23 protein-coding genes are annotated in these 17335 nt (G+C 59.6%); 4 read left to right on the top strand and 19 right to left on the bottom strand.

Annotated features, from left to right (window positions below; all coding sequences use genetic code 11):
• Nucleotides 1-392: 392 nt before the first annotated feature.
• The 3 genes from rplE to rplN are packed head-to-tail and all read right to left on the bottom strand — an operon-like array spanning nucleotide 393 to nucleotide 1634.
• On the bottom strand, nucleotides 393-944 hold the full coding sequence (gene rplE / locus ABRP93_RS08820; RefSeq protein ID WP_023025194.1) for a 50S ribosomal protein L5: 552 nt from the start codon (nucleotides 942-944) through the stop codon (nucleotides 393-395).
• Nucleotides 945-946: 2 nt separating this feature from the next.
• Complete coding sequence (rplX, locus tag ABRP93_RS08815) at nucleotides 947-1261, bottom strand: 50S ribosomal protein L24 (RefSeq protein WP_005276967.1); 315 nt, start codon at nucleotides 1259-1261, stop codon at nucleotides 947-949.
• 4 nt (nucleotides 1262-1265) lie between these two features.
• Nucleotides 1266-1634: a 50S ribosomal protein L14 gene (gene rplN / locus ABRP93_RS08810; RefSeq protein WP_023025193.1), complete on the bottom strand. Its 369-nt coding sequence runs from the start codon at nucleotides 1632-1634 to the stop codon at nucleotides 1266-1268.
• A 542-nt stretch (nucleotides 1635-2176) separates the two neighbouring features.
• Between rplN and ABRP93_RS08805 the strand changes: the two genes are divergently transcribed.
• On the top strand, nucleotides 2177-2515 hold the full coding sequence (locus tag ABRP93_RS08805; protein ID WP_023025192.1) for a hypothetical protein: 339 nt from the start codon (nucleotides 2177-2179) through the stop codon (nucleotides 2513-2515).
• 293 nt (nucleotides 2516-2808) lie between these two features.
• On the opposite strand, the gene ABRP93_RS08800 is transcribed toward ABRP93_RS08805, so the two are convergent.
• Nucleotides 2809-4836, bottom strand: a complete 2028-nt coding sequence (locus tag ABRP93_RS08800) for a sucrose-specific PTS transporter subunit IIBC (RefSeq protein ID WP_023025191.1) — start codon at nucleotides 4834-4836, stop codon at nucleotides 2809-2811.
• Between the two features lie 124 nt (nucleotides 4837-4960).
• Nucleotides 4961-6169, bottom strand: coding sequence for a glycoside hydrolase family 32 protein (locus tag ABRP93_RS08795; RefSeq protein ID WP_349887682.1), 1209 nt, complete (start codon nucleotides 6167-6169; stop codon nucleotides 4961-4963).
• Between the two features lie 20 nt (nucleotides 6170-6189).
• Here ABRP93_RS08795 and ABRP93_RS08790 point away from each other — a divergent pair, with 20 nt between their 5' ends.
• Together ABRP93_RS08790 and ABRP93_RS08785 are read left to right on the top strand one after the other, a co-directional pair.
• Nucleotides 6190-7074, top strand: a complete 885-nt coding sequence (locus ABRP93_RS08790) for a carbohydrate kinase family protein (protein WP_349887681.1) — start codon at nucleotides 6190-6192, stop codon at nucleotides 7072-7074.
• Nucleotides 7071-7466 carry a multidrug transporter gene (locus ABRP93_RS08785; RefSeq protein ID WP_349887680.1) on the top strand — a complete coding sequence of 132 codons (396 nt, stop codon included), beginning with the start codon at nucleotides 7071-7073 and terminating at the stop codon, nucleotides 7464-7466. Before ABRP93_RS08790 ends, ABRP93_RS08785 begins: the two co-directional genes overlap by 4 nt.
• 42 nt (nucleotides 7467-7508) lie before the next feature.
• On the opposite strand, the gene ABRP93_RS08780 is transcribed toward ABRP93_RS08785, so the two are convergent.
• From ABRP93_RS08780 to ABRP93_RS08765, 4 genes are all read right to left on the bottom strand, one after another.
• A complete protein-coding gene (locus tag ABRP93_RS08780) occupies nucleotides 7509-8336 on the bottom strand; it encodes an ABC transporter ATP-binding protein (RefSeq protein ID WP_023025187.1) in 828 nt (275 codons plus the stop codon).
• An 84-nt stretch (nucleotides 8337-8420) separates the two neighbouring features.
• Nucleotides 8421-9455, bottom strand: coding sequence for a FecCD family ABC transporter permease (locus ABRP93_RS08775; protein ID WP_349887679.1), 1035 nt, complete (start codon nucleotides 9453-9455; stop codon nucleotides 8421-8423).
• The gene (locus ABRP93_RS08770) at nucleotides 9452-10531 is read right to left on the bottom strand and encodes a FecCD family ABC transporter permease (protein WP_349852315.1); all 1080 of its coding nucleotides are present in this window, start codon (nucleotides 10529-10531) and stop codon (nucleotides 9452-9454) included. The genes ABRP93_RS08775 and ABRP93_RS08770 overlap by 4 nt, the downstream gene beginning before the upstream one ends.
• Nucleotides 10532-11479 (bottom strand): ABC transporter substrate-binding protein, encoded by a 948-nt coding sequence (locus ABRP93_RS08765; protein WP_349852317.1) that lies wholly within the window; start codon nucleotides 11477-11479, stop codon nucleotides 10532-10534. It abuts the gene before it with no gap.
• 128 nt (nucleotides 11480-11607) lie between these two features.
• On the opposite strand from ABRP93_RS08765, the gene ABRP93_RS08760 reads away from it, so the two are divergent.
• A complete protein-coding gene (locus ABRP93_RS08760) occupies nucleotides 11608-12402 on the top strand; it encodes a siderophore-interacting protein (RefSeq protein ID WP_349887678.1) in 795 nt (264 codons plus the stop codon).
• Between the two features lie 71 nt (nucleotides 12403-12473).
• Here ABRP93_RS08760 and rpsQ read toward each other — a convergent pair whose 3' ends face one another.
• From rpsQ to rplC, 10 genes are read right to left on the bottom strand one after another with little or no spacing between them, the layout of a single operon-like run.
• Complete coding sequence (gene rpsQ, locus ABRP93_RS08755) at nucleotides 12474-12782, bottom strand: 30S ribosomal protein S17 (RefSeq protein ID WP_023025182.1); 309 nt, start codon at nucleotides 12780-12782, stop codon at nucleotides 12474-12476.
• Between the two features lie 2 nt (nucleotides 12783-12784).
• Nucleotides 12785-13015: a 50S ribosomal protein L29 gene (rpmC, locus tag ABRP93_RS08750; RefSeq protein WP_005276944.1), complete on the bottom strand. Its 231-nt coding sequence runs from the start codon at nucleotides 13013-13015 to the stop codon at nucleotides 12785-12787.
• Nucleotides 13015-13431, bottom strand: coding sequence for a 50S ribosomal protein L16 (gene rplP / locus ABRP93_RS08745; protein WP_005276943.1), 417 nt, complete (start codon nucleotides 13429-13431; stop codon nucleotides 13015-13017). Before rplP ends, rpmC begins: the two co-directional genes overlap by 1 nt.
• A 3-nt stretch (nucleotides 13432-13434) precedes the next feature.
• On the bottom strand, nucleotides 13435-14181 hold the full coding sequence (gene rpsC, locus ABRP93_RS08740) for a 30S ribosomal protein S3 (RefSeq protein WP_005276941.1): 747 nt from the start codon (nucleotides 14179-14181) through the stop codon (nucleotides 13435-13437).
• The gene (rplV, locus tag ABRP93_RS08735; protein WP_023025180.1) at nucleotides 14181-14543 is read right to left on the bottom strand and encodes a 50S ribosomal protein L22; all 363 of its coding nucleotides are present in this window, start codon (nucleotides 14541-14543) and stop codon (nucleotides 14181-14183) included. The genes rpsC and rplV overlap by 1 nt, the downstream gene beginning before the upstream one ends.
• A gap of 3 nt (nucleotides 14544-14546) precedes the next feature.
• Nucleotides 14547-14825 carry a 30S ribosomal protein S19 gene (rpsS, locus tag ABRP93_RS08730; protein ID WP_005276936.1) on the bottom strand — a complete coding sequence of 93 codons (279 nt, stop codon included), beginning with the start codon at nucleotides 14823-14825 and terminating at the stop codon, nucleotides 14547-14549.
• 13 nt (nucleotides 14826-14838) lie between these two features.
• Nucleotides 14839-15675: a 50S ribosomal protein L2 gene (rplB, locus tag ABRP93_RS08725; protein WP_005276935.1), complete on the bottom strand. Its 837-nt coding sequence runs from the start codon at nucleotides 15673-15675 to the stop codon at nucleotides 14839-14841.
• 35 nt (nucleotides 15676-15710) lie between these two features.
• On the bottom strand, nucleotides 15711-16013 hold the full coding sequence (gene rplW, locus ABRP93_RS08720) for a 50S ribosomal protein L23 (protein WP_005276934.1): 303 nt from the start codon (nucleotides 16011-16013) through the stop codon (nucleotides 15711-15713).
• Nucleotides 16013-16666, bottom strand: a complete 654-nt coding sequence (gene rplD, locus ABRP93_RS08715; RefSeq protein WP_239269115.1) for a 50S ribosomal protein L4 — start codon at nucleotides 16664-16666, stop codon at nucleotides 16013-16015. The genes rplW and rplD overlap by 1 nt, the downstream gene beginning before the upstream one ends.
• Nucleotides 16663-17319: a 50S ribosomal protein L3 gene (gene rplC / locus ABRP93_RS08710; RefSeq protein WP_349887676.1), complete on the bottom strand. Its 657-nt coding sequence runs from the start codon at nucleotides 17317-17319 to the stop codon at nucleotides 16663-16665. Before rplC ends, rplD begins: the two co-directional genes overlap by 4 nt.
• Nucleotides 17320-17335 lie beyond the last annotated feature (16 nt).

Here is a 17335-nt window from a genome sequence, read left to right as displayed (position 1 = left end):
TGGCCGTAGCCTTTCCCGCCCGCTTCGACAAATACCTATAAACCTAGCCCCACACACAAACAACTTGACACGCTCACTTCTGCCATCCAGGATCGCCGTGGGAACGAGGCAGCAACGAAAACACCAACAGCAGTCTCAAGAGAAACCTTCCCAAAACAGCGACCTGTCCATCTACAGCACCGAGGCCCTAGAGATGATCGCCAACATTCACAACCACAAGCCACGCAAAGCACTCAACTGGCGCACCCCAGCCAAAGTCATCCCTGACACAAACCGGTAGTATCACACCAAAGCAGCCATCATCGTTGAAACGACCACTAGAATCCAAGGATGACAATAAAACTAAAAAATCCCAACTCCTTGCATGGAGTTGGGATTTTTTAGCGCTCTATTTACTTGAACGGGAAGCCGAGCTCGCGCAGGAGCTTACGGCCTTCTTCGTCGTTGGTAGCGCTGGTAACGACGGTGATGTCCATACCACGGGGACGATCGATCTTGTCGATGTCGATTTCGTAGAACATGGACTGCTCAGACAGACCGAAGGTGTAGTTACCGTGGCCGTCGAACTGCTGGTCAGACAGACCGCGGAAGTCACGAATACGTGGCAACGCGATGGTCAGCAGACGGTCCAGGAACTCCCACATGCGGTCGCCGCGCAGGGTAACGCGTGCGCCGATAGGCATGCCTTCGCGCAGCTTGAAGTTTGCGATGGACTTCTTTGCGCGACGCAGCTGTGGCTTCTGACCGGTGATAGCGGTCAGGTCCTCGAGAGCGCCATTGATGACCTTGGAGTCACGGGCAGCTTCGCCAACACCCATGTTGACGACGACCTTGGTGACGCCAGGGATCTGCATGACGTTGTCGTACTTGAACTCTTCGTTCAGGTTCTTGCGGATTTCCTCGCGGTAGCGAGTCTTCAGACGCGGGGTGTAGTTCTCGCTCATTTTTAGATGTCCTTCCCGTTGCTACGCGCGATACGGACCTTTTTGCCGTTCTCGTCGAAACGGTAGCCCACGCGGGTCGGGTTGCCCTCGGAGTCAACGATCGCAACGTTGGACACGTGGATCGGGGCTTCTTGGGTAACGATTCCGCCGGACTCGGCGCCACGCTCGGTAGCGGAGTTTGCGACGTGCTTCTTGATGCGGTTAACGCCCTCAACTAGGACCTTTTCGCGCTTCGGGTATGCCTCGATGACCTTGCCCTTCGCACCCTTATCTGGGCCCGAAATGACAATCACCATATCTCCCTTATGGATCTTCATAAGATTAGATCACCTCCGGTGCTAGAGAAACGATCTTCATGAAACGCTTGTCACGAAGTTCACGAGCAACCGGGCCGAAGATACGGGTACCGCGAGGTTCGCTATCGCCCTTCAGAATAACTGCAGCATTCTCGTCAAAGCGGATGTAGGAACCGTCTGGACGACGGGTCTCCTTCTTCGCACGGACGATAACTGCCTTAATTACATCGCCTTCTTTTACGCTGCCGCCTGGAACAGCGTCCTTGACGGTCGCGACAATTACGTCGCCGATGCCAGCGGAGCGTCGGACAGAGCCACCGAGAACGCGGATGCACAAAATTTCACGTGCACCAGAGTTGTCGGCGACGCGCAGACGCGATTCTTGCTGAATCACTATGGGTCTCCTGACCTGGATTGATGTGCGACAAGATTTCCGTCCTTGCCACACGCGGTCTACAAACTTGCTGTGCTCGAGCCTTTACAACGAACACCGTAAAGCGTCGATGGGTCTCGGACCGGCGATTCGGAAACGCACCGCTACGGACCGACCAGCTCTCGCAACCTATACATTCAACCATATGGGGGTGGCGCTTTCCAAACTTCGAATGCGAAGCAACTTTTCGCCCTAGCACCCCCTATTTAGGACAGCTGTGCCTGGTTTTAATAATCGGACGATTTTTCTTTGCGCAGCGGTAATGCAGCACAAAGAATCCTGTCAATCTTTAGATCCGTTTATCTCTCAGACGGACTCTTCCCTATTCCACTGCCCCCTAAGGACAAAAATGAATCGCATACCTAAAGTTCTGACCGCCACTGCGTTAGCTGGCGCCCTCACCTTCGGCGTCACACCCCACCGCCCCTACGCCGGAAGCAAACGCTCAGGCGCAAAGTGGAATTGGAATTGCTGCCTTAGCAGCAGTTCTCGTAATCGGTGGCGTGACGTGGTACCTCGCCAAGGACGGCATTACCTACATCAGAGATCAATCTCGGACTCACTTGGAGCCTACTCCAGAAGAGAAAGCCGCCTCCCAAGAAATGATCAAAAACAACAAAGAAGAAGTAATCGCTCAAAGTGGCGCAATCGAGGAAACAGCTCCTGAGCAGGCCCCCGTCGAAACACCGGTGGAAGCCGAAGCACCTGCAGCTGTTGAGGCTCCGCGTGGCATGGCGGCAGAAACCGGCTCGAACACTGTCGCTCGGCTCCTAGCAGCCCTCAGCATTGCAGCAATGATGCTTGGCGGCGTGTTCACCGCCCGCCGGAGATTCTGCGCATAGTTCAATTCTCTTGCGCTAAAAGGTCGGTGTGCGTTAGCGCTCGTGTTCCTGAGTCGCCCTAAGGCAATTTCCCACGCGATTGGCCCACAGCAAAACTTAGCCGTGCCGGTGTTGGTAGCGACCGAGTTGGCGGTCTCTTATGGTTTTCTAGGGGATCGATACCGTAGCCATTGTCACCGTGGTGACACCAGCCGCCCAAAGCCTGGGCAACGGCGCAACGGCGCCTAATGAACACAAACAAGTAAAAGGCTGGGTTTATCCCCAGCCTTTCTTGTATCAGAAACCCCAGCCCCTTAAGACGTAGCTTCCTTCGTAGAAGTCTCCGCAGTCTCCTGCCTAGCCTTTGGATCAACGGTAAATAGGTCCGTCCCAGAACCGATGAGCTCGCCCTCGCGGAAAGCCGCGGTGGGAATAACGGGGCCAGTCTTCTTGGCGTTGGACACAACGATTGGCGTCGTTACCGGCAGACCCGCTTCCTTGATGGCTTCGATATCGAATTCAGCCAGGACCTCGCCTTGCTTGACGGTATCGCCCTTATTGACATGCGAGGTGAAGTGTTCACCCTTGAGATTTACCGTATCGAAGCCAATGTGCATAAGGATGTCAATCGGCCCCACCGCTGGGTCTTCCACGCGCAGGGCGTAGGCGTGGTGAGAAGGGAAAGTCACGGTGATGGTGCCATCGGCAGGCGCAACGAGCTTGCCGACGGTCGGTTCGAGCGCAACGCCTTTACCCAGCTTGCCTCCGGCGAACATGGGGTCCTCAACTTTGGATAGGGGCACGGCATTACCCTCTAGCGGGGAAAAGATTGTTGCGGCATCTGCGGCGGCGGAAGCGCTGGCAGCAGACTCTTCAGCGGCCTCGGCGGCCAAAGCCTGTGCGGCGGGAGGATTGACCTCATCCGGATCAATAGTGCCATTGCGATGGATGAGCACGCGCCCGTACAGGTAGGCCCCGATGAAGGCGACGGCGAAGGAGATGACACCACACAGCAAGAAGGTTGGGACAAAGCGGGGAACGGAGACGAAGCCAATGAAGCCGGCGGCGCCGAGGGCATCCGCAAGCACGCCGAAAATGGCAATGAATGTAGAAGCGATGGCTGATGCCGCCATACCGATATAAAACGGCCAACGCAGGCGCAGGTTAACGCCGAAGATCGCGGGCTCAGTAATACCAAACAGCGCCGAGATACCGGAGGCGCCGGCCAAGCCCTTGAGCTTTTCGGAACGCGCCAGGAAGTACACCGCCAAGGCCACACCACCCTGGGCAATATTGGCCATCGAAGCGATGGGGAAGATGAAGGAACCGCCCTCATTCCACAGCATCGTCTCAATGGGCGGGAATGATTGGTGGAGGCCGGTAATGACGATTGGCGAATAAACCAGGCCGAAAAGGAATCCGGCCACGGGGCCTGCAAAGTCATACAGGTTGGCCAGCCCCATGCCCAACCACTCACCGGCGGTACGCAAGATGGGTCCCAGGCCCATAAAGGTAATAAAGCCCGTCACCAGCAGGGTAAGCAGGGGCGTGAGCATGAAGTCCACGGTGCCCTTGAGGTGCTTGTGCAGGAACTTTTCAATCGTCGCCAAGATCCAGGCGATGACCAGAATGGGCAAGATAGAGCCCTGGTAGCCGGCTTGGGCAACGTCTAAGCCAAAGATATCCCAGTAGGGCATCTCGCCATTGTCAATGGCCTCGGCAACGTTATAGCCGCTAACCAAATCTGGCATGACCATGGCCATGGCCATGCCCGCGCCCAGGAATTCATTACCGCCAAAGCGTTTAGTAGCAGTAAAGCCCACGAGGATAGGAAGGAAGGCAAAGGGGGCGGATGCCAGGAGGTTGACCAGCCCGGCAAATCCTTCCCACGAGGGATACATTTCGATGACGGATTGATCCCCAAATAGTCCCGGCGCGGTCAGCACATTATTTAATGCCATCAATAGACCGCCGCCGAGCAGGATTGGGATTAGCGGAACAAAAATATCCGCCAAGACCTTGACCGCACGGGAGAACCAGTTTCCTGATTCCGCGGCAATATCCTTTAGGCGGTCGGTGGATACGGCAACGTCCTTGGAAATGGACTTGGTCATTTCCTGAAAGACGATATTGACATCGCCTGGGCCCACGATGACCTGGAACATGCCACCGGCTTCAAAGGTGCCCTTCAGATCTGGATCGTTGTCTAGCGCTGCGGTGTCTACCTTGTCTGAATCATCCAACACCATGCGCAAGCGCGTGGCGCAGTGGGCAAGGGCAATAATATTATCTTCGCCGCCTAACGCCTTCAGGGTGCGGGCGGCGACCTCTTTATGCTCCATGGACCAACCTTTGTAATTTAGGTCACATCAAATGACCGAATGTGATTGCCTCCTTCCAATTTAAGTCTGTTTAAGTCCAAATGTCCACAAAGCAAAAAATTGTCGATCTTAGTTTCGCAGGGTCTTAGTCCAGCGGCTCCCATGCCTGCCAGGGAGCATCGCCAAAGACCGCGAATGCCGCAGCAATGCGACCGCCACCGGCAAAGACTTCTACGGCGCAGCCATCAGCAATCAGCCGCATTTCTCCATCGGGGCACGCTATGGTCTCACCACCATTGAAAGAGATGGTGCCACCGCCTTGCACCACGCGGAATGCCTCCTTGCCAGTGGCATCGACAAGCGCATAAGCCCCCTCCCCTGTTACATCAATGGTCGAGCCAAAGCCGTCCCTGCCGCGGGTTTCCGGCAGCGCAGACCACAGCGGTTCTTGGCACAGGTAGTTATCCTCCAGCCACAGCTGCCGCGGAATAGTCAAGGTATGCACCCACCCCTGCGTTGGAGTCTCATCATGAGCGGGCATGCCCATCCAGCCCAGCAGGATATTTTCCTCGGTTGCCTGCGGCGCATAGAACTGCGTGCCGTGATCCAGAAGGGTAAAGCCACGCTCAACGTGGAAATTAAGCCCGTCCAAGGTGCCGACGACGTAGCCGCACCGGTCCGTTTCCTCCTGTGGGCAGAAGATCAGCACGTGTTTATCCCCAAAGGTCAGCAGGTTGGGGCACTCCCACATATAGCCACCGGGAAGCTGCGCGGGATCATCAAAAACAAGCTCACCCTGAAACTCCCACTGCCTTAAATCCTGTGAATAATACAGCACGATGGTTCCGCGTTCGTCTTCCGTTTGCGCACCAATGACCATGCGCCATCCCTCCCCGGCGCGGGAAATATGGGGATCGCGGAAGTGGCCGGTATACCCCTCCGGCGAATCAGCGATGAGCGGGTTGTCGGCATCGCGGACATAAATCCCGCCTTCCGGCCCAGAGGGGTCCATGACCCGCACGCGGTTCTGCGACGGGATGCGGCGCCCGTCTTCTTTCAAGTTTCCCGTATAAAAAAGCCACACGTCAGTGCCGTCAACAACGGCCCCGCCGGAGTAGCACCCATCCTTGTCATAGGGCAGGTCAGGATAAAGCGCATCGGGATAATGCCGCCATGGAGTAGGCGCGGACACCGTGGTGGTGGCGTGACCCCAGCCAGTCCGCTTGGGCTTGTGCGGAAAGGCAGGGTCATGCTGGTAAAACGCGTGCAGAATATCGCCATCCACAAAAAGACCGTTGGGGTCATTGAGGCGGCCCAGTGGTGGGGCGAGGTGAAAGTTCGGTCGGTGGTTCATGTCCCCGATACTATGGAACTATGACTATTCATGTGTGCGGCGAAGGCCTCGTGGACCTGGTTCCGGTATCCCCCGGCCGCTTGAATGACCTCACCCCGGCGCTGGGCGGCGGCCCCTTCAACGTGGCCATCGCCGCGGCGCGCTTGGGCGCGGACGTGGAATTTCAATCGCGGATTTCTACCGATGGGTTTGGCCAGGAATTATTCCGACGCTTGGAAGAAGAAGGCGTCGTAACCGCCCACGTGCAGCGCGGAGAGGAACCGACCACCCTGGCGGTGACCACCATCGCGGATAATGGCACGGCTTCTTATAACTTTTATGTGGAAGGCACAGCAGATCGCTTCGTTGAGCCCAAACTAGTTCCTGCAGATATCGCCTGCTTCGGTACCGTCTCCCTGGCCTTGGAACCAGGCGCTTCGCGCTATGCGCAGCTGCTCAAGGACTTCGCCGCGCAGGGAACACTCGTGGCCTTAGACCCCAATATCCGGCCCTTTTATGCCACCGACGCGCATAAGAAATTCTTGGCGGATTTGCTGCCATACGTCTCTGTGCTGAAACTATCGGATGAAGAGGTGGACTTTTTAGGCGAAGAGTTCACCGACCAGGTACCCATCGTGGTCACTACCCGCGGCGCCGATGGAATTAGCGTCAGGGCCGGGGATACTTCCCTCAATGTTCCCGCAGCCGCGGTCAAGGTCACCGATACCATCGGCGCCGGCGACACCATCATGGCCGCCCTTTTGACGCAACTGGGTGAACGCGGCCTCGATGCGGACAAGGCCGCAGCACTTGGCGCCGAAGAGTGGCGCGATATCCTCCACTTTGCCGCTACTGCGGCCGGCATCACCGTCTCCCGCACCGGCGCAAATCCCCCACTGCGCAAGGAAGTAGAGTCAGCCCTATGAGCTACACCAAACGCACGCTGTGGATACACCTGGGGTTATTCCTCTTAGCCTTCCTCGCCTTCATCCTCCCCGTTGTCATCGGTACCGCAGCCCTACTCCCCCTCTGGCTCTCGGGTGGAGTAAGCATCATCCTTGCAGCGGGCGCGCTTATCGATGCCGCCTTTAAGTTCTTCGCCCCCGCCTCCCCACGCAGCCTCAAGTTGCTCTCCGGAATCGCCGGCATCGTGCTGCTGGTGGGCTGGGGAATCTGGCTCTATATCTACGGCAATATGGCGGCAGTCGGCACAGGAACCTACCGCATCGGCAATTTCCTGCTGAGCGTGGGCTGCGTGCTCAACCTCTTCATCATCGCCATTTCGGTTTTGGATATCCGCCGGTTGGCGCGGCAGTAGCCGATCTGAGCAACACGCTCCCCGCGCTTAGCGGGGGAGCGCTTACTTGTCGCTGGGGAGGACGCGGCGGGGGACGATAATGGGGGCATCGCCAAGCGGGTCGTCCCAGGCCTCCGCCTCGATGCCATAGGCCTGCGCCAATACCTTGGGGGCCAGCGCCTGCTTCGGGGCCCCGCGAGCAATGATTTCGCCGGCCTTCATCACCACCATGGAATCGGAGTAGTGGCCCGCCAGCATGAGATCGTGCAGGACCACTACCACCGTTTTGCCGGCGCGCGCCTGTGCGCGAGCCAGCTCCAACATGCTCATGGCGTGTGCGGGGTCGAGGAAGGTCGTGGGTTCATCGAGAAGCAGCACCGGCGTATCTTGCGCCAACGCTAGCGCTAGCCAGACGCGCTGGCGCTGCCCGCCCGATAGGGAAGCGATATCGCGATCGAGGAAGTCCACAATCTCCGTGGCCTCGCAGGCCTGGGCGATGATCTCTCGGTCCGTGGCGGAAAGGCCGCGCATCCTGCCCTGATAGGGGTGGCGCCCACGCGCAACCAACTCGCCTACCCGCAATCCATCAGGGGCCACGGGGTGCTGCGGCAGCAGCGCCACCTGCTGCGCGGCTTCCTTCGCGTTCATCGCATGCAGGTCAGCGTCCCCGACCATGACGCTGCCCTGTCGCGGGGCCAGGATTTTAGACAGAGTCTTGAGCAGCGTGGACTTGCCACAGCCATTGGGCCCGATGAGCGTGGTGACCTCACCGGCGCGGGCGTGTAGATCGACGCCGGCGAGGATATCCTCGCCGTCCTTATATCCCGCATGGATGCCGGTGGCCTGGAGGCTGCACCGGCGCTTCGAGCGCGTGGGCTGATTATCCGTCATATCTTTTCCTTCATCCACGTACGACTGTGTAGGACTTTGTGGTTGCTTCGCTCGCCCAATCCTCGCTGTGGCGCGCCACAGCGATTAGCTGCGCCGGGCCGCATTCCACACCAAGACCACCAGAGCGCAGCCGCCGATGACCGAGGAGACCGCGCCCACCGGGGCGTTGACCGGAATCGCGCCGGCGATAACGGCGCACACGGTCAACAGCGCCGCACCTGCGGCTGCCGATGCCACCGGCGATGGCGTGGGCGTGCGCGCCGCCATCCGCGCCAGGTGCGGGGCCAGCAGGGCGATAAACCCAATGGGCCCCACCACCGAAACCACCACGGCGCAGATCCCGGTTGCCGCAATGAGCAGCAGGGCGCGCTGGCGGGAGATATTCACACCCAGGGTGGTGGCGGAGGAGTCATCGTGGGCAAGCAGCGGCAGCTCCCGCGCACACCAGATGCCTATGGCGAGAAACGGCGCTAACGCCACGAGTAAGGGCACGATGACCTCCATGCGCACAAACCCGGTCGAGCCCGCCAGCCACGTTTGCGCCTCTGCCGCGCGCTGGATCTGGGCGCTGCGCATCAAATACGCCACGACGGCCTGAAACATCAGCGATAAGGCAATGCCGACGATGACAATGCGGTTGCTCGTGCCGATGCCACCCAAGACAGCGAGGAGGATGACAACGAGGAGGGCGCCAATCATCGCCAAGCATGCCCGCCACCAGAAGTCCGGGATGCCGTCTGCGAAACCGGGGCGCGAATGCACGGTGCCCAGCACCACCAGCACCGATGCGCCGCCGGTTACGCCCAGGATATCTGGCGATGCCAGCGGGTTGCGCGCCATGGTCTGCGTCCATGAGCCGGCCACGCCGAGGGCGGCGCCCACGATGACGGTGGCGATGGCGACCGGCAGACGCAAGTCCCACACCACCCTGATGTGGCTCTCGCTGCCGCCGCCGGTAAGCACATCGATGACCTGCCGCGGGCTCAGTTCCAAAGGCCCTTGCCCCAGCAACACCAGGTAAGCGGCAAGGGCGATAAGGCCAAATACCAGCGTGGTGGTGAGCACGCGGACATACCTGCGACGCTGCTGCGCTTGCAGGGTACTGCTTATTGTTGTCATGCGTTATCACCCCACGCTCTGCCCACGCCGCGGTGAGCGCCCCAAATGAGGAAGGGCGCGCCCACTATGGCAAGCACGATAGACATCTCCAGCTCCGAGTTCCCCACGATGAGGCGGCCGATGATGTCGGCGGCAAGCACGGCACAACCTCCCAAGAGCGCGGAGGGCAGGATCATCGTGGCAACGCTGGGGCCGACCACCCGCCGCACGATGTGGGGAATGGCGAAACCAACGAAGGCAATGGGCCCCGTCGCCGCCGTTGCACTGCCGGCCAGCACCACGACGCTCAGCGCCGCGCCGACGCGCGCAGTAGTGGGGGATCCGCCCAAGGCGAGCGAGGACTCCTCCCCCATCGCCAAAAGATCAAGCGGCCTGGCCGCCATTGCCGCGCACGCTAGGCCGATGAGCAGGCCAATGCCCGCGATGGCGACGTCTTCTGGGCCGCGCCCAAAGGTCGAGCCGATGGTCCACCGCCGCATGCTATCGAGCACATCCGTGGAATACAGGCCGATTATCACCGCGCCCGATCCCAAGGCTGCGGAGACGCCGGCACCGACCAAAATGAGCGTTAGCGGATCCTGAAACCGCCGGGAGACGGCCAAAACCAGCAGCGTGGTAATGCCCGCCCCCGCAAGCGCGAGGGTGGTGCGCATGCCGGTGGAGGTAGCAATGCCGATGGCCGTGCCTAGGGCAACGAAGAACGAGGCGCCTGCGGTAATGCCAATAAATCCCGGGTCCGCCAGCGGGTTCCTAGTCCACGATTGCGCCAGGGCACCGGCGACGGCAAGAGCCGCGCCGGCGAAATAGGCCAAGAAGGTGCGCGGCATGCGCAGGTTCCACACGATATCGCGGATATCCTGCTCCCCCGCCCCGCGCAGCGCGGCGATGACCTCATCGGGCGGAATCGAGCGGGAGCCTAGCGCCAAGGACGCCACCGCCAGAACCAGGCTGGCGAGGATGAGGGCAACAAGGAACGTCTTGCGACCCTTTCCCCGCGCCATCACTGGTGTGGCTGTGCGGCTTTCCGCCGCGGAACCCGTCTGAATATTCTGGCCGCCCTTCGTGGTTGCTGACAATTACAGCTTCTCTTCAAACTTATCTATTGCCCAGGGGATGGTCACCGGGTTCGGCATGCTCATGGCGTTGCCGGTATCCGTATCCAGGTAGCGCACGCGCCCATCCTTGACAACATCGAGGCCCTGGAAGGTCTTATCCTTCTTCAAGGCATCCGCGGAACCGTTGTAGTCCAGGACGAAGAGGTGATCAACCTGGTTCAGCTTTGCGTAGTTTTCCGGGGCGATGTCGACGAAGAAGCTGCTGCCATCGCCCTGCAGCTCATCGGGGATCTCCATGCCAAGATCCTCGATGAACTGTCCGCGCCCGTCCTCATCGGTGTACAGGCCAATCTTGCCGTCATATGGCATAACGATGGCTGCGGACTTACCCTGCAAATCGTTGTGCTCGTGGTGGAATTCCTCGAAGGCCTTCTCGGTATCAGCGATAAGCTTATCGCCTTCGTCCTTCTTATCCACGGCATCCGCGATGGCCTCTACCTGGTCTTCCCAGGGTACCTGCCAGTCTTCATAACCATCCGGCTTGACGGTGGTGGGCGCGATCTCTTCCAAGGATTCCTTCGTGCGCGCATCCACAGCCTGGTTCACAGCAATGATCTTGGAGGGGTCGGCCGCAGTGATCTGCTCGAAGGTATCTGCGGTAAAGCCCGTTGCGGTGTTGTAGATAACCTCAGGTTTTGCATCGCCCAGAAGCTTCTTTGACCACGGGCCGACGCCGGACGGATCGCTATCGCCCTCACCGCCCCACGGCGCCACCGTCACGGGAGTAATACCCAGGGCAAGCAGCGTATCGGCATCCCCCAAGCCCAGGCTAGCCACGCGCTCCTCGCTGGCAGCGTCTGTCGACTGCGTACTTTCATCACCCTCACCGCGCGAGCAACCGGCTAAGGCAACGGCTCCGGCGGACAGCACTGCCACAACACCCATGGTGCGGCGCCCGAAAATCTTCATGAGGGAAACCCTTTCAATAAAGGAGGAAAATGACGTGGCTCATCTTAGACCTCGGTTTAGCGCTTAGGCAAGCCTTAACTTTGTAGGAGTATGTTGGATGCATGAACTCTTCCCTACAATCGTCGCCGATGCCTGAACACGAATTAATTCCCGTTACCCTAACCGCCAATGATCAAATCCGGCCGCGGCTGCACCGCTTGACGCTTCATTCCGAGGCGTTCAGGACGTATCAGTTCGCCGGCCCCGATGAATTCTTTGGCCTCGTTATGCCGCAATCCGGGCAAGAATTTACGCCGTTCCCCGTCGATGGGGTCAATATCCGGGCGGCGGTGGCCGCTATAGACGAAGAAACTCGGCCCGATTTGCGCTGGTACACCATCCGGGCGCTCCATCCTGAGGACGCCACGGTTGATGTGGACGTAGTCACCCACGGTGACTCCGGGCCCGGTTCGCGGTGGATTCTCCGTGCGCAGCCTGGCGATACAGCGGGATTCTTTACCTGCAACGAGCTGTGGCGGCCAACCGAGGCGGCGCAGCTATTAGTCGCCGACGCCTCCGCCCTACCAGCCCTGCGGCATATCCTCTCCTACCAAGAGGGCCATGACCCGGCGATGCTCCACTCCACGGACGTTATGGCCGTGATAACCAGCAATGACGAGATAGAGCCTGGGCTTGCTGCCAGGTGGGAGGCGGACGTACGCAGCCTGCGCGTGATTCGCACCGAGCCGCATCAGGAGGCGGATTCTGTTGTTGCCGCGCTGAAAGCAGATTATGACGGTGCGCCGATACCTGGGTACGTGTGGGTCTCAGGCGAGGGGGAGTTGGCAAAAAAGGTCCGGGGCCTCGCGGTCAAAGACTGGGGCCTTGCTACCGACGACGTCACCTGGGTGCCCTATTGGTTCTATGGAAGGGCCCGACCGTAAGAGCTCTAAAACAGCGAGAGGCCCCTGCGCCGAACCATGTGGTCCGGTACAGGGGCTGCGCTGGCTAGGGTTTACTTAGCCTTCTCGATGATCTTTACGAGACGGAAGTGCTTGTCCTTGGACAGCGGGCGGGTCTCAGCGATACGTACGAGGTCGCCTACGCCTGCGGTTTCTTCCTCATCGTGCGCCTTAACCTTCTTGTTAGAGCGCATGATCTTGCCGTACAGAGCGTGCTGCTTGCGGTCTTCCAACTCGACGACGATGGTCTTGGACATCTTGTCCGAGACGACGTAGCCGGTGCGGACCTTAGGAGCACCCTTGACCTTCTCCTTCTTCGGAGTTGGTCCCTTCTTGGATTCAGTCACGTTAGCCTCACTCATGATTAAGCCTCAGCTCCCGGAGCGACAGACAGGCCCAGCTCGCGCTCGCGCAGAACGGTGTAGATGCGGGCAATGTCGCGCTTAACCGTGCCGATGCGGCGGTTGTTGGTCAGCTGGCCGGTGGCCTTCTGGAAACGAAGGTTGAACAGTTCTTCCTTCGCATCCTTCAGACGGGTTTCCAGCTCTGCGTTGTCGAGCTCACGGAACTCGTGGGCGGGGGTACCGGTTGCCATTAGAACTGGTCCTCCTTCTTGATGATGCGGACCTTGCAAGGAAGCTTCTGGCCAGCGCGGCGCAGAGCCTCGATTGCAACAGCCTCAGTTGGGTAGCTCATCTCGAAAAGTACGCGGCCAGGCTTCACGTTAGCCACCCACTTCTCAACCGGGCCCTTACCGGAACCCATACGAACACCGAGCGGCTTCTGGGTCAACGGACGGTCCGGGAAAATGTTGATCCACACCTTGCCACCACGCTTGACGTGGCGGTTGATGGCAATACGTGCGGCCTCAATCTGACGGTTGGTGATGTACGCAGGCTCCAGTGCCTGGATTGCGTAATCGCCGAAGTTAATGCGGTTTCCGCCCTTGGACACGCCACGACGGCTCGGGCGGTGCTGACGGCGGTACTTAACACGCTTAGGAATCAGCATGGATTAGCCCTCCTGCTTCTGCTGTGCACGCTGGCGGCGCTGGCCACCGCGGCGGGAGCGACCATTGCGGTCACCACGGCCACGGCCCTGTGCCGGAGCGTTCAGTTCGGACTCGCGTACGCCACCGACGACGTCACCCTTGTAGATCCACACCTTGATGCCGATGCGGCCGAAGGTGGTGTGGGCCTCTGCGGTGCCGTAGTCGATCTCGGCGCGAAGAGTGTGCAGCGGAACGCGGCCCTCGTGGTAGCGCTCAACGCGAGACATTTCTGCACCGCCCAGGCGACCGGACAGCAGAATCTTGATGCCCTTGACCTGTGGCTGGCGCATAGCGGACTGGATAGCCTTGCGCATTGCTCGACGGAATGCGACGCGGTTAACCAGCTGCTCCGCGATGGAGTGAGCAACCAGGGTTGCGTTTGCGTCTACCTGCTTGACCTCGAGAATGTTGAGGGCAACCATCTTACCGGTGAGCTTTTCCAGCTCGCGGCGGATGCGGTCAGCCTCAGCACCGCGGCGGCCAATCACAATGCCCGGGCGGGCGGTGTGAATGTCCACGCGGACGCGGTCACGGGTGCGCTCGATAACGATGTCGGCGATGCCGGCACGCTCGAGGCCCTTGTTGAGGTAGTTACGAATCTTGATGTCTTCGGCTACGTAGTTCGCGTAGTCCTTATCCGCGAACCAGTGGGTCTTCCAGTCGGAAGTGATGCCCAAACGTAGGCCGTGAGGATGGATCTTCTGGCCCATTACTTGGCCCCTTCCTGCTGGCTTTCGACAACCACGGTGATGTGGCTGGTGCGCTTACGAATCATGAATGCACGCCCCTGTGCACGCGGCTGGAAACGACGCATGGTCGGGCCCTCGTTGGCGTATGCCTCGGAGATGACCAAGGTGCGTGGGTCGAGGCCGAAGTTGTTCTCAGCGTTAGCGGCTGCGGAAGCAACGACCTTTGCAACTGGCGTGGAAGCACCCTGCGGTGCGTACTTTAGGATTGCCAAAGCTTCGCTTACGGACTTGCCGCGGACCAGATCGAGCACACGACGTGCCTTCATCGGGGTAACGCGGACGTAGCGGGCCGTGGCGGATGCGGAGGTGATGGTCTCACTCATCGCTTATCGACGTCCCTTCTTGTCATCCTTGACGTGACCCTTAAAGGTCTTGGTTGGTGCAAACTCGCCCAACTTGTGGCCGACCATGGAGTCCTCGATGAAGACCGGCACATGCTTGCGGCCGTCGTGGACGGCGAAGGTGTGTCCGATGAAATCGGGGAGAATGGTCGAGCGGCGAGACCAGGTCTTGATGACCTGCTTGGTGCCTGCATCGTTTTGAGCATCCACCTTGTTGAGGAGGTGCTCATCGACGAACGGGCCTTTCTTAAGGCTGCGTGGCATTGTTTACCTCCTCTTAGCGCTTCTTGTTCGGGCGACGACGGCGCACGATCATGTTGTTGGAGTAACGGTTCGGGTTGCGGGTGCGACCCTCCTTGTGACCCCATGGGGACACTGGGTGGCGACCACCGGAGGTCTTACCCTCACCACCACCGTGTGGGTGGTCAACCGGGTTCATAACGACACCGCGGACGGTCGGGCGAACGCCCTTCCAACGCATGCGGCCGGCCTTGCCCCAGCGGATGTTCATCTGCTCGGCGTTGCCAACTTCACCAACCGTTGCGCGGCAACGGATGTCCACGCGGCGGATCTCAGAAGACGGCATACGCAGAACGGCGTACTTCCCTTCCTTACCCAGCAGCTGGATGGAAGCACCAGCAGAGCGAGCCAGCTTAGCGCCAGCGCCCGGCTTGAGCTCAACAGCGTGGATGGTCGAACCGGTTGGGATGTTGCGCAGCGGCAGGTTGTTGCCCACCTTGATATCTGCGTTCGGGCCGGACTCGACAACAGCCCCCTGCTTCAGGCCCTTCGGTGCGATGATGTAGCGCTTCTCGCCATCTACATAGTGCAGCAAAGCAATGTTTGCGGTGCGGTTCGGGTCGTACTCGATGTGAGCGACCTTTGCCGGAATGCCGTCCTTGTCGTTACGACGGAAGTCGATCAGACGGTAACGGCGCTTGTGGCCACCGCCGATGTGGCGGGTGGTGATGCGGCCGTAGTTATTACGACCACCGGTTTTGCTCAGCGGGCGCAGCAGGGACTTCTCCGGAGTCGAGCGAGTGATCTCGTCGAACTCAGATACGGAGGATGCGCGGCGACCCGGAGTTGTCGGCTTGTACTTACGAATAGCCATAATTCTTCCTTTTCCTTTCGGCTCTCCGGTGGCGCTTAAGCGCCTGCGCCGAAGACGTCGATGGAGTCGCTGCCTTCACGGAGCGTCACGTATGCGCGCTTGGTGGACTTACGCTGACCGAAGCCGGTGCGGGTGCGCTTGCGCTTACCTGCACGGTTTACGGTATTCACGGAGTCGACCTTCACGTCAAAGATCTGCTCGACGGCATCTTTAATCTGGGACTTGTTGGAGTCTGGGGAGACGAAGAACGTGTAGACGTTCTGCTCCATCAGACCGTAGGACTTCTCAGATACAACCGGGGCGATGATGACATCGCGCGGGTTAGAAATCTTAGCCATTAGTTCTCCTCCTTATCCGCGCCGGTAGCGCGAGTGATGAAGGTGTGTAGCGCCTCAACGGAGAACACAACGTCATCGGAGTAGAGAACGTCGTAGGTGTTGAGCTGACCGGCGTCCAGGATCTGAACGTTCGGCAGGTTATTAGCGCTACGACGGGCGTTGATGTCCTCGCGGCCGATAACCAGCAGCACGTTGTCGCGCTCGGTCAGGGACTCGAGGAAGGCCTTAGCCGCCTTGGTGGACGGCTTCTGGCCAGGTACCAACTCTTCGATGACATGGATGCGCTCGTTGCGAGCACGGTCAGACAACGCACCGAAGAGAGCAGCCTTGATCATCTTCTTAGGGGTGCGCTGTGCGTAGCTACGTGGCTGCGGGCCGTGGACGGTGCCACCGCCGGTGTAGTGCGGCGCACGGATAGAACCCTGGCGCGCACGACCGGTGCCCTTCTGGCGGAAAGGCTTGCGGCCACCACCGCGGACAGCGCCGCGGGTCTTGGTGGCGTGGGTGCCCTGACGAGCAGCAGCAAGCTGTGCGTTGACAACCTGGTGCATCAAAGCAACGGATGCCTCGGTGTCAAAGATTTCAGCCGGCAAATCCACGGAGCCATTGGTCTTACCTTCGGAGGTGTGGACGTCTAGCTTGAGGTTGCTCATGCGTGTGCACCGCCCTTCACTGCGGTCTTAACGGTGACGAGGCCGCCGCGCGCACCAGGGATAGCACCCTTGATGAGCAGCAGGTTGGACTCGACATCGACTTTCTGAATCTTCAGGTTTTGGGTCGTCACGCGGTCGTGGCCCATGCGGCCAGCCATGCGCTTGCCCTTGAAGACGCGGCCCGGGGTAGCAGCGCCACCGATACCACCAACGCGGCGGTGAGCGGCCTGGTTACCGTGAGCTGCGCCCTGACCCTGGAAGCCGTGGCGCTTCATAGCACCGGCGTAGCCGTGGCCCTTGGTCTGACCGGTGACGTCAACGAAGGTGATGTCTTCGAAGATGTCTACCTTGACCTCTTGGCCAACCTCGTATGCGGAGGTGTCGTCCATGCGGATTTCTGCAACGTGACGACGCGGGGTTACGCCAGCCTTCTTGAAGTGACCACTCTCAGGCTTGTTTGCCTTGCGTGGGTCAATCTCGCCAAAGGCGATTTGGATGGCGCTGTAGCCATCGGTTTCGGGGGTGCGAATCTGGGTGACAACGCATGGCCCTGCCTCAACGACGGTAACCGGAACAACGCGGTTGTCGTCGTCGAAGACCTGGGTCATGCCGAGCTTCTTGCCCAGAATGCCCTTGATCTCGTTTTCACTCATTATTAGTTCTCCACCA

Origin of the sequence: Corynebacterium sp. KPL2850 (genome assembly GCF_040225855.1) — a bacterium.
Taxonomy (GTDB): domain Bacteria; phylum Actinomycetota; class Actinomycetes; order Mycobacteriales; family Mycobacteriaceae; genus Corynebacterium.
This window is presented reverse-complemented; position numbering and strand designations above follow the sequence as displayed.

Excerpts from the sequence above, each read along its gene's own strand:
- rplE (WP_023025194.1), bottom strand. The coding sequence starts at position 944 with ATGAGCGAGAACTACACCCCGCGTCTGAAGACTCGCTACCGCGAGGAA.
- rplX (WP_005276967.1), bottom strand. The coding sequence starts at position 1,261 with ATGAAGATCCATAAGGGAGATATGGTGATTGTCATTTCGGGCCCAGAT.
- ABRP93_RS08800 (WP_023025191.1), bottom strand. The coding sequence starts at position 4,836 with ATGGAGCATAAAGAGGTCGCCGCCCGCACCCTGAAGGCGTTAGGCGGC.
- ABRP93_RS08795 (WP_349887682.1), bottom strand. The coding sequence starts at position 6,169 with ATGAACCACCGACCGAACTTTCACCTCGCCCCACCACTGGGCCGCCTC.
- ABRP93_RS08790 (WP_349887681.1), top strand. The coding sequence starts at position 6,190 with ATGACTATTCATGTGTGCGGCGAAGGCCTCGTGGACCTGGTTCCGGTA.
- ABRP93_RS08785 (WP_349887680.1), top strand. The coding sequence starts at position 7,071 with ATGAGCTACACCAAACGCACGCTGTGGATACACCTGGGGTTATTCCTC.
- ABRP93_RS08780 (WP_023025187.1), bottom strand. The coding sequence starts at position 8,336 with ATGACGGATAATCAGCCCACGCGCTCGAAGCGCCGGTGCAGCCTCCAG.
- ABRP93_RS08775 (WP_349887679.1), bottom strand. The coding sequence starts at position 9,455 with ATGACAACAATAAGCAGTACCCTGCAAGCGCAGCAGCGTCGCAGGTAT.
- ABRP93_RS08765 (WP_349852317.1), bottom strand. The coding sequence starts at position 11,479 with ATGAAGATTTTCGGGCGCCGCACCATGGGTGTTGTGGCAGTGCTGTCC.
- ABRP93_RS08760 (WP_349887678.1), top strand. The coding sequence starts at position 11,608 with ATGCCTGAACACGAATTAATTCCCGTTACCCTAACCGCCAATGATCAA.
- rpsQ (WP_023025182.1), bottom strand. The coding sequence starts at position 12,782 with ATGAGTGAGGCTAACGTGACTGAATCCAAGAAGGGACCAACTCCGAAG.
- rpmC (WP_005276944.1), bottom strand. The coding sequence starts at position 13,015 with ATGGCAACCGGTACCCCCGCCCACGAGTTCCGTGAGCTCGACAACGCA.
- rplP (WP_005276943.1), bottom strand. The coding sequence starts at position 13,431 with ATGCTGATTCCTAAGCGTGTTAAGTACCGCCGTCAGCACCGCCCGAGC.
- rpsC (WP_005276941.1), bottom strand. The coding sequence starts at position 14,181 with ATGGGCCAGAAGATCCATCCTCACGGCCTACGTTTGGGCATCACTTCC.
- rplV (WP_023025180.1), bottom strand. The coding sequence starts at position 14,543 with ATGAGTGAGACCATCACCTCCGCATCCGCCACGGCCCGCTACGTCCGC.
- rpsS (WP_005276936.1), bottom strand. The coding sequence starts at position 14,825 with ATGCCACGCAGCCTTAAGAAAGGCCCGTTCGTCGATGAGCACCTCCTC.
- rplB (WP_005276935.1), bottom strand. The coding sequence starts at position 15,675 with ATGGCTATTCGTAAGTACAAGCCGACAACTCCGGGTCGCCGCGCATCC.
- rplW (WP_005276934.1), bottom strand. The coding sequence starts at position 16,013 with ATGGCTAAGATTTCTAACCCGCGCGATGTCATCATCGCCCCGGTTGTA.
- rplD (WP_239269115.1), bottom strand. The coding sequence starts at position 16,666 with ATGAGCAACCTCAAGCTAGACGTCCACACCTCCGAAGGTAAGACCAAT.
- rplC (WP_349887676.1), bottom strand. The coding sequence starts at position 17,319 with ATGAGTGAAAACGAGATCAAGGGCATTCTGGGCAAGAAGCTCGGCATG.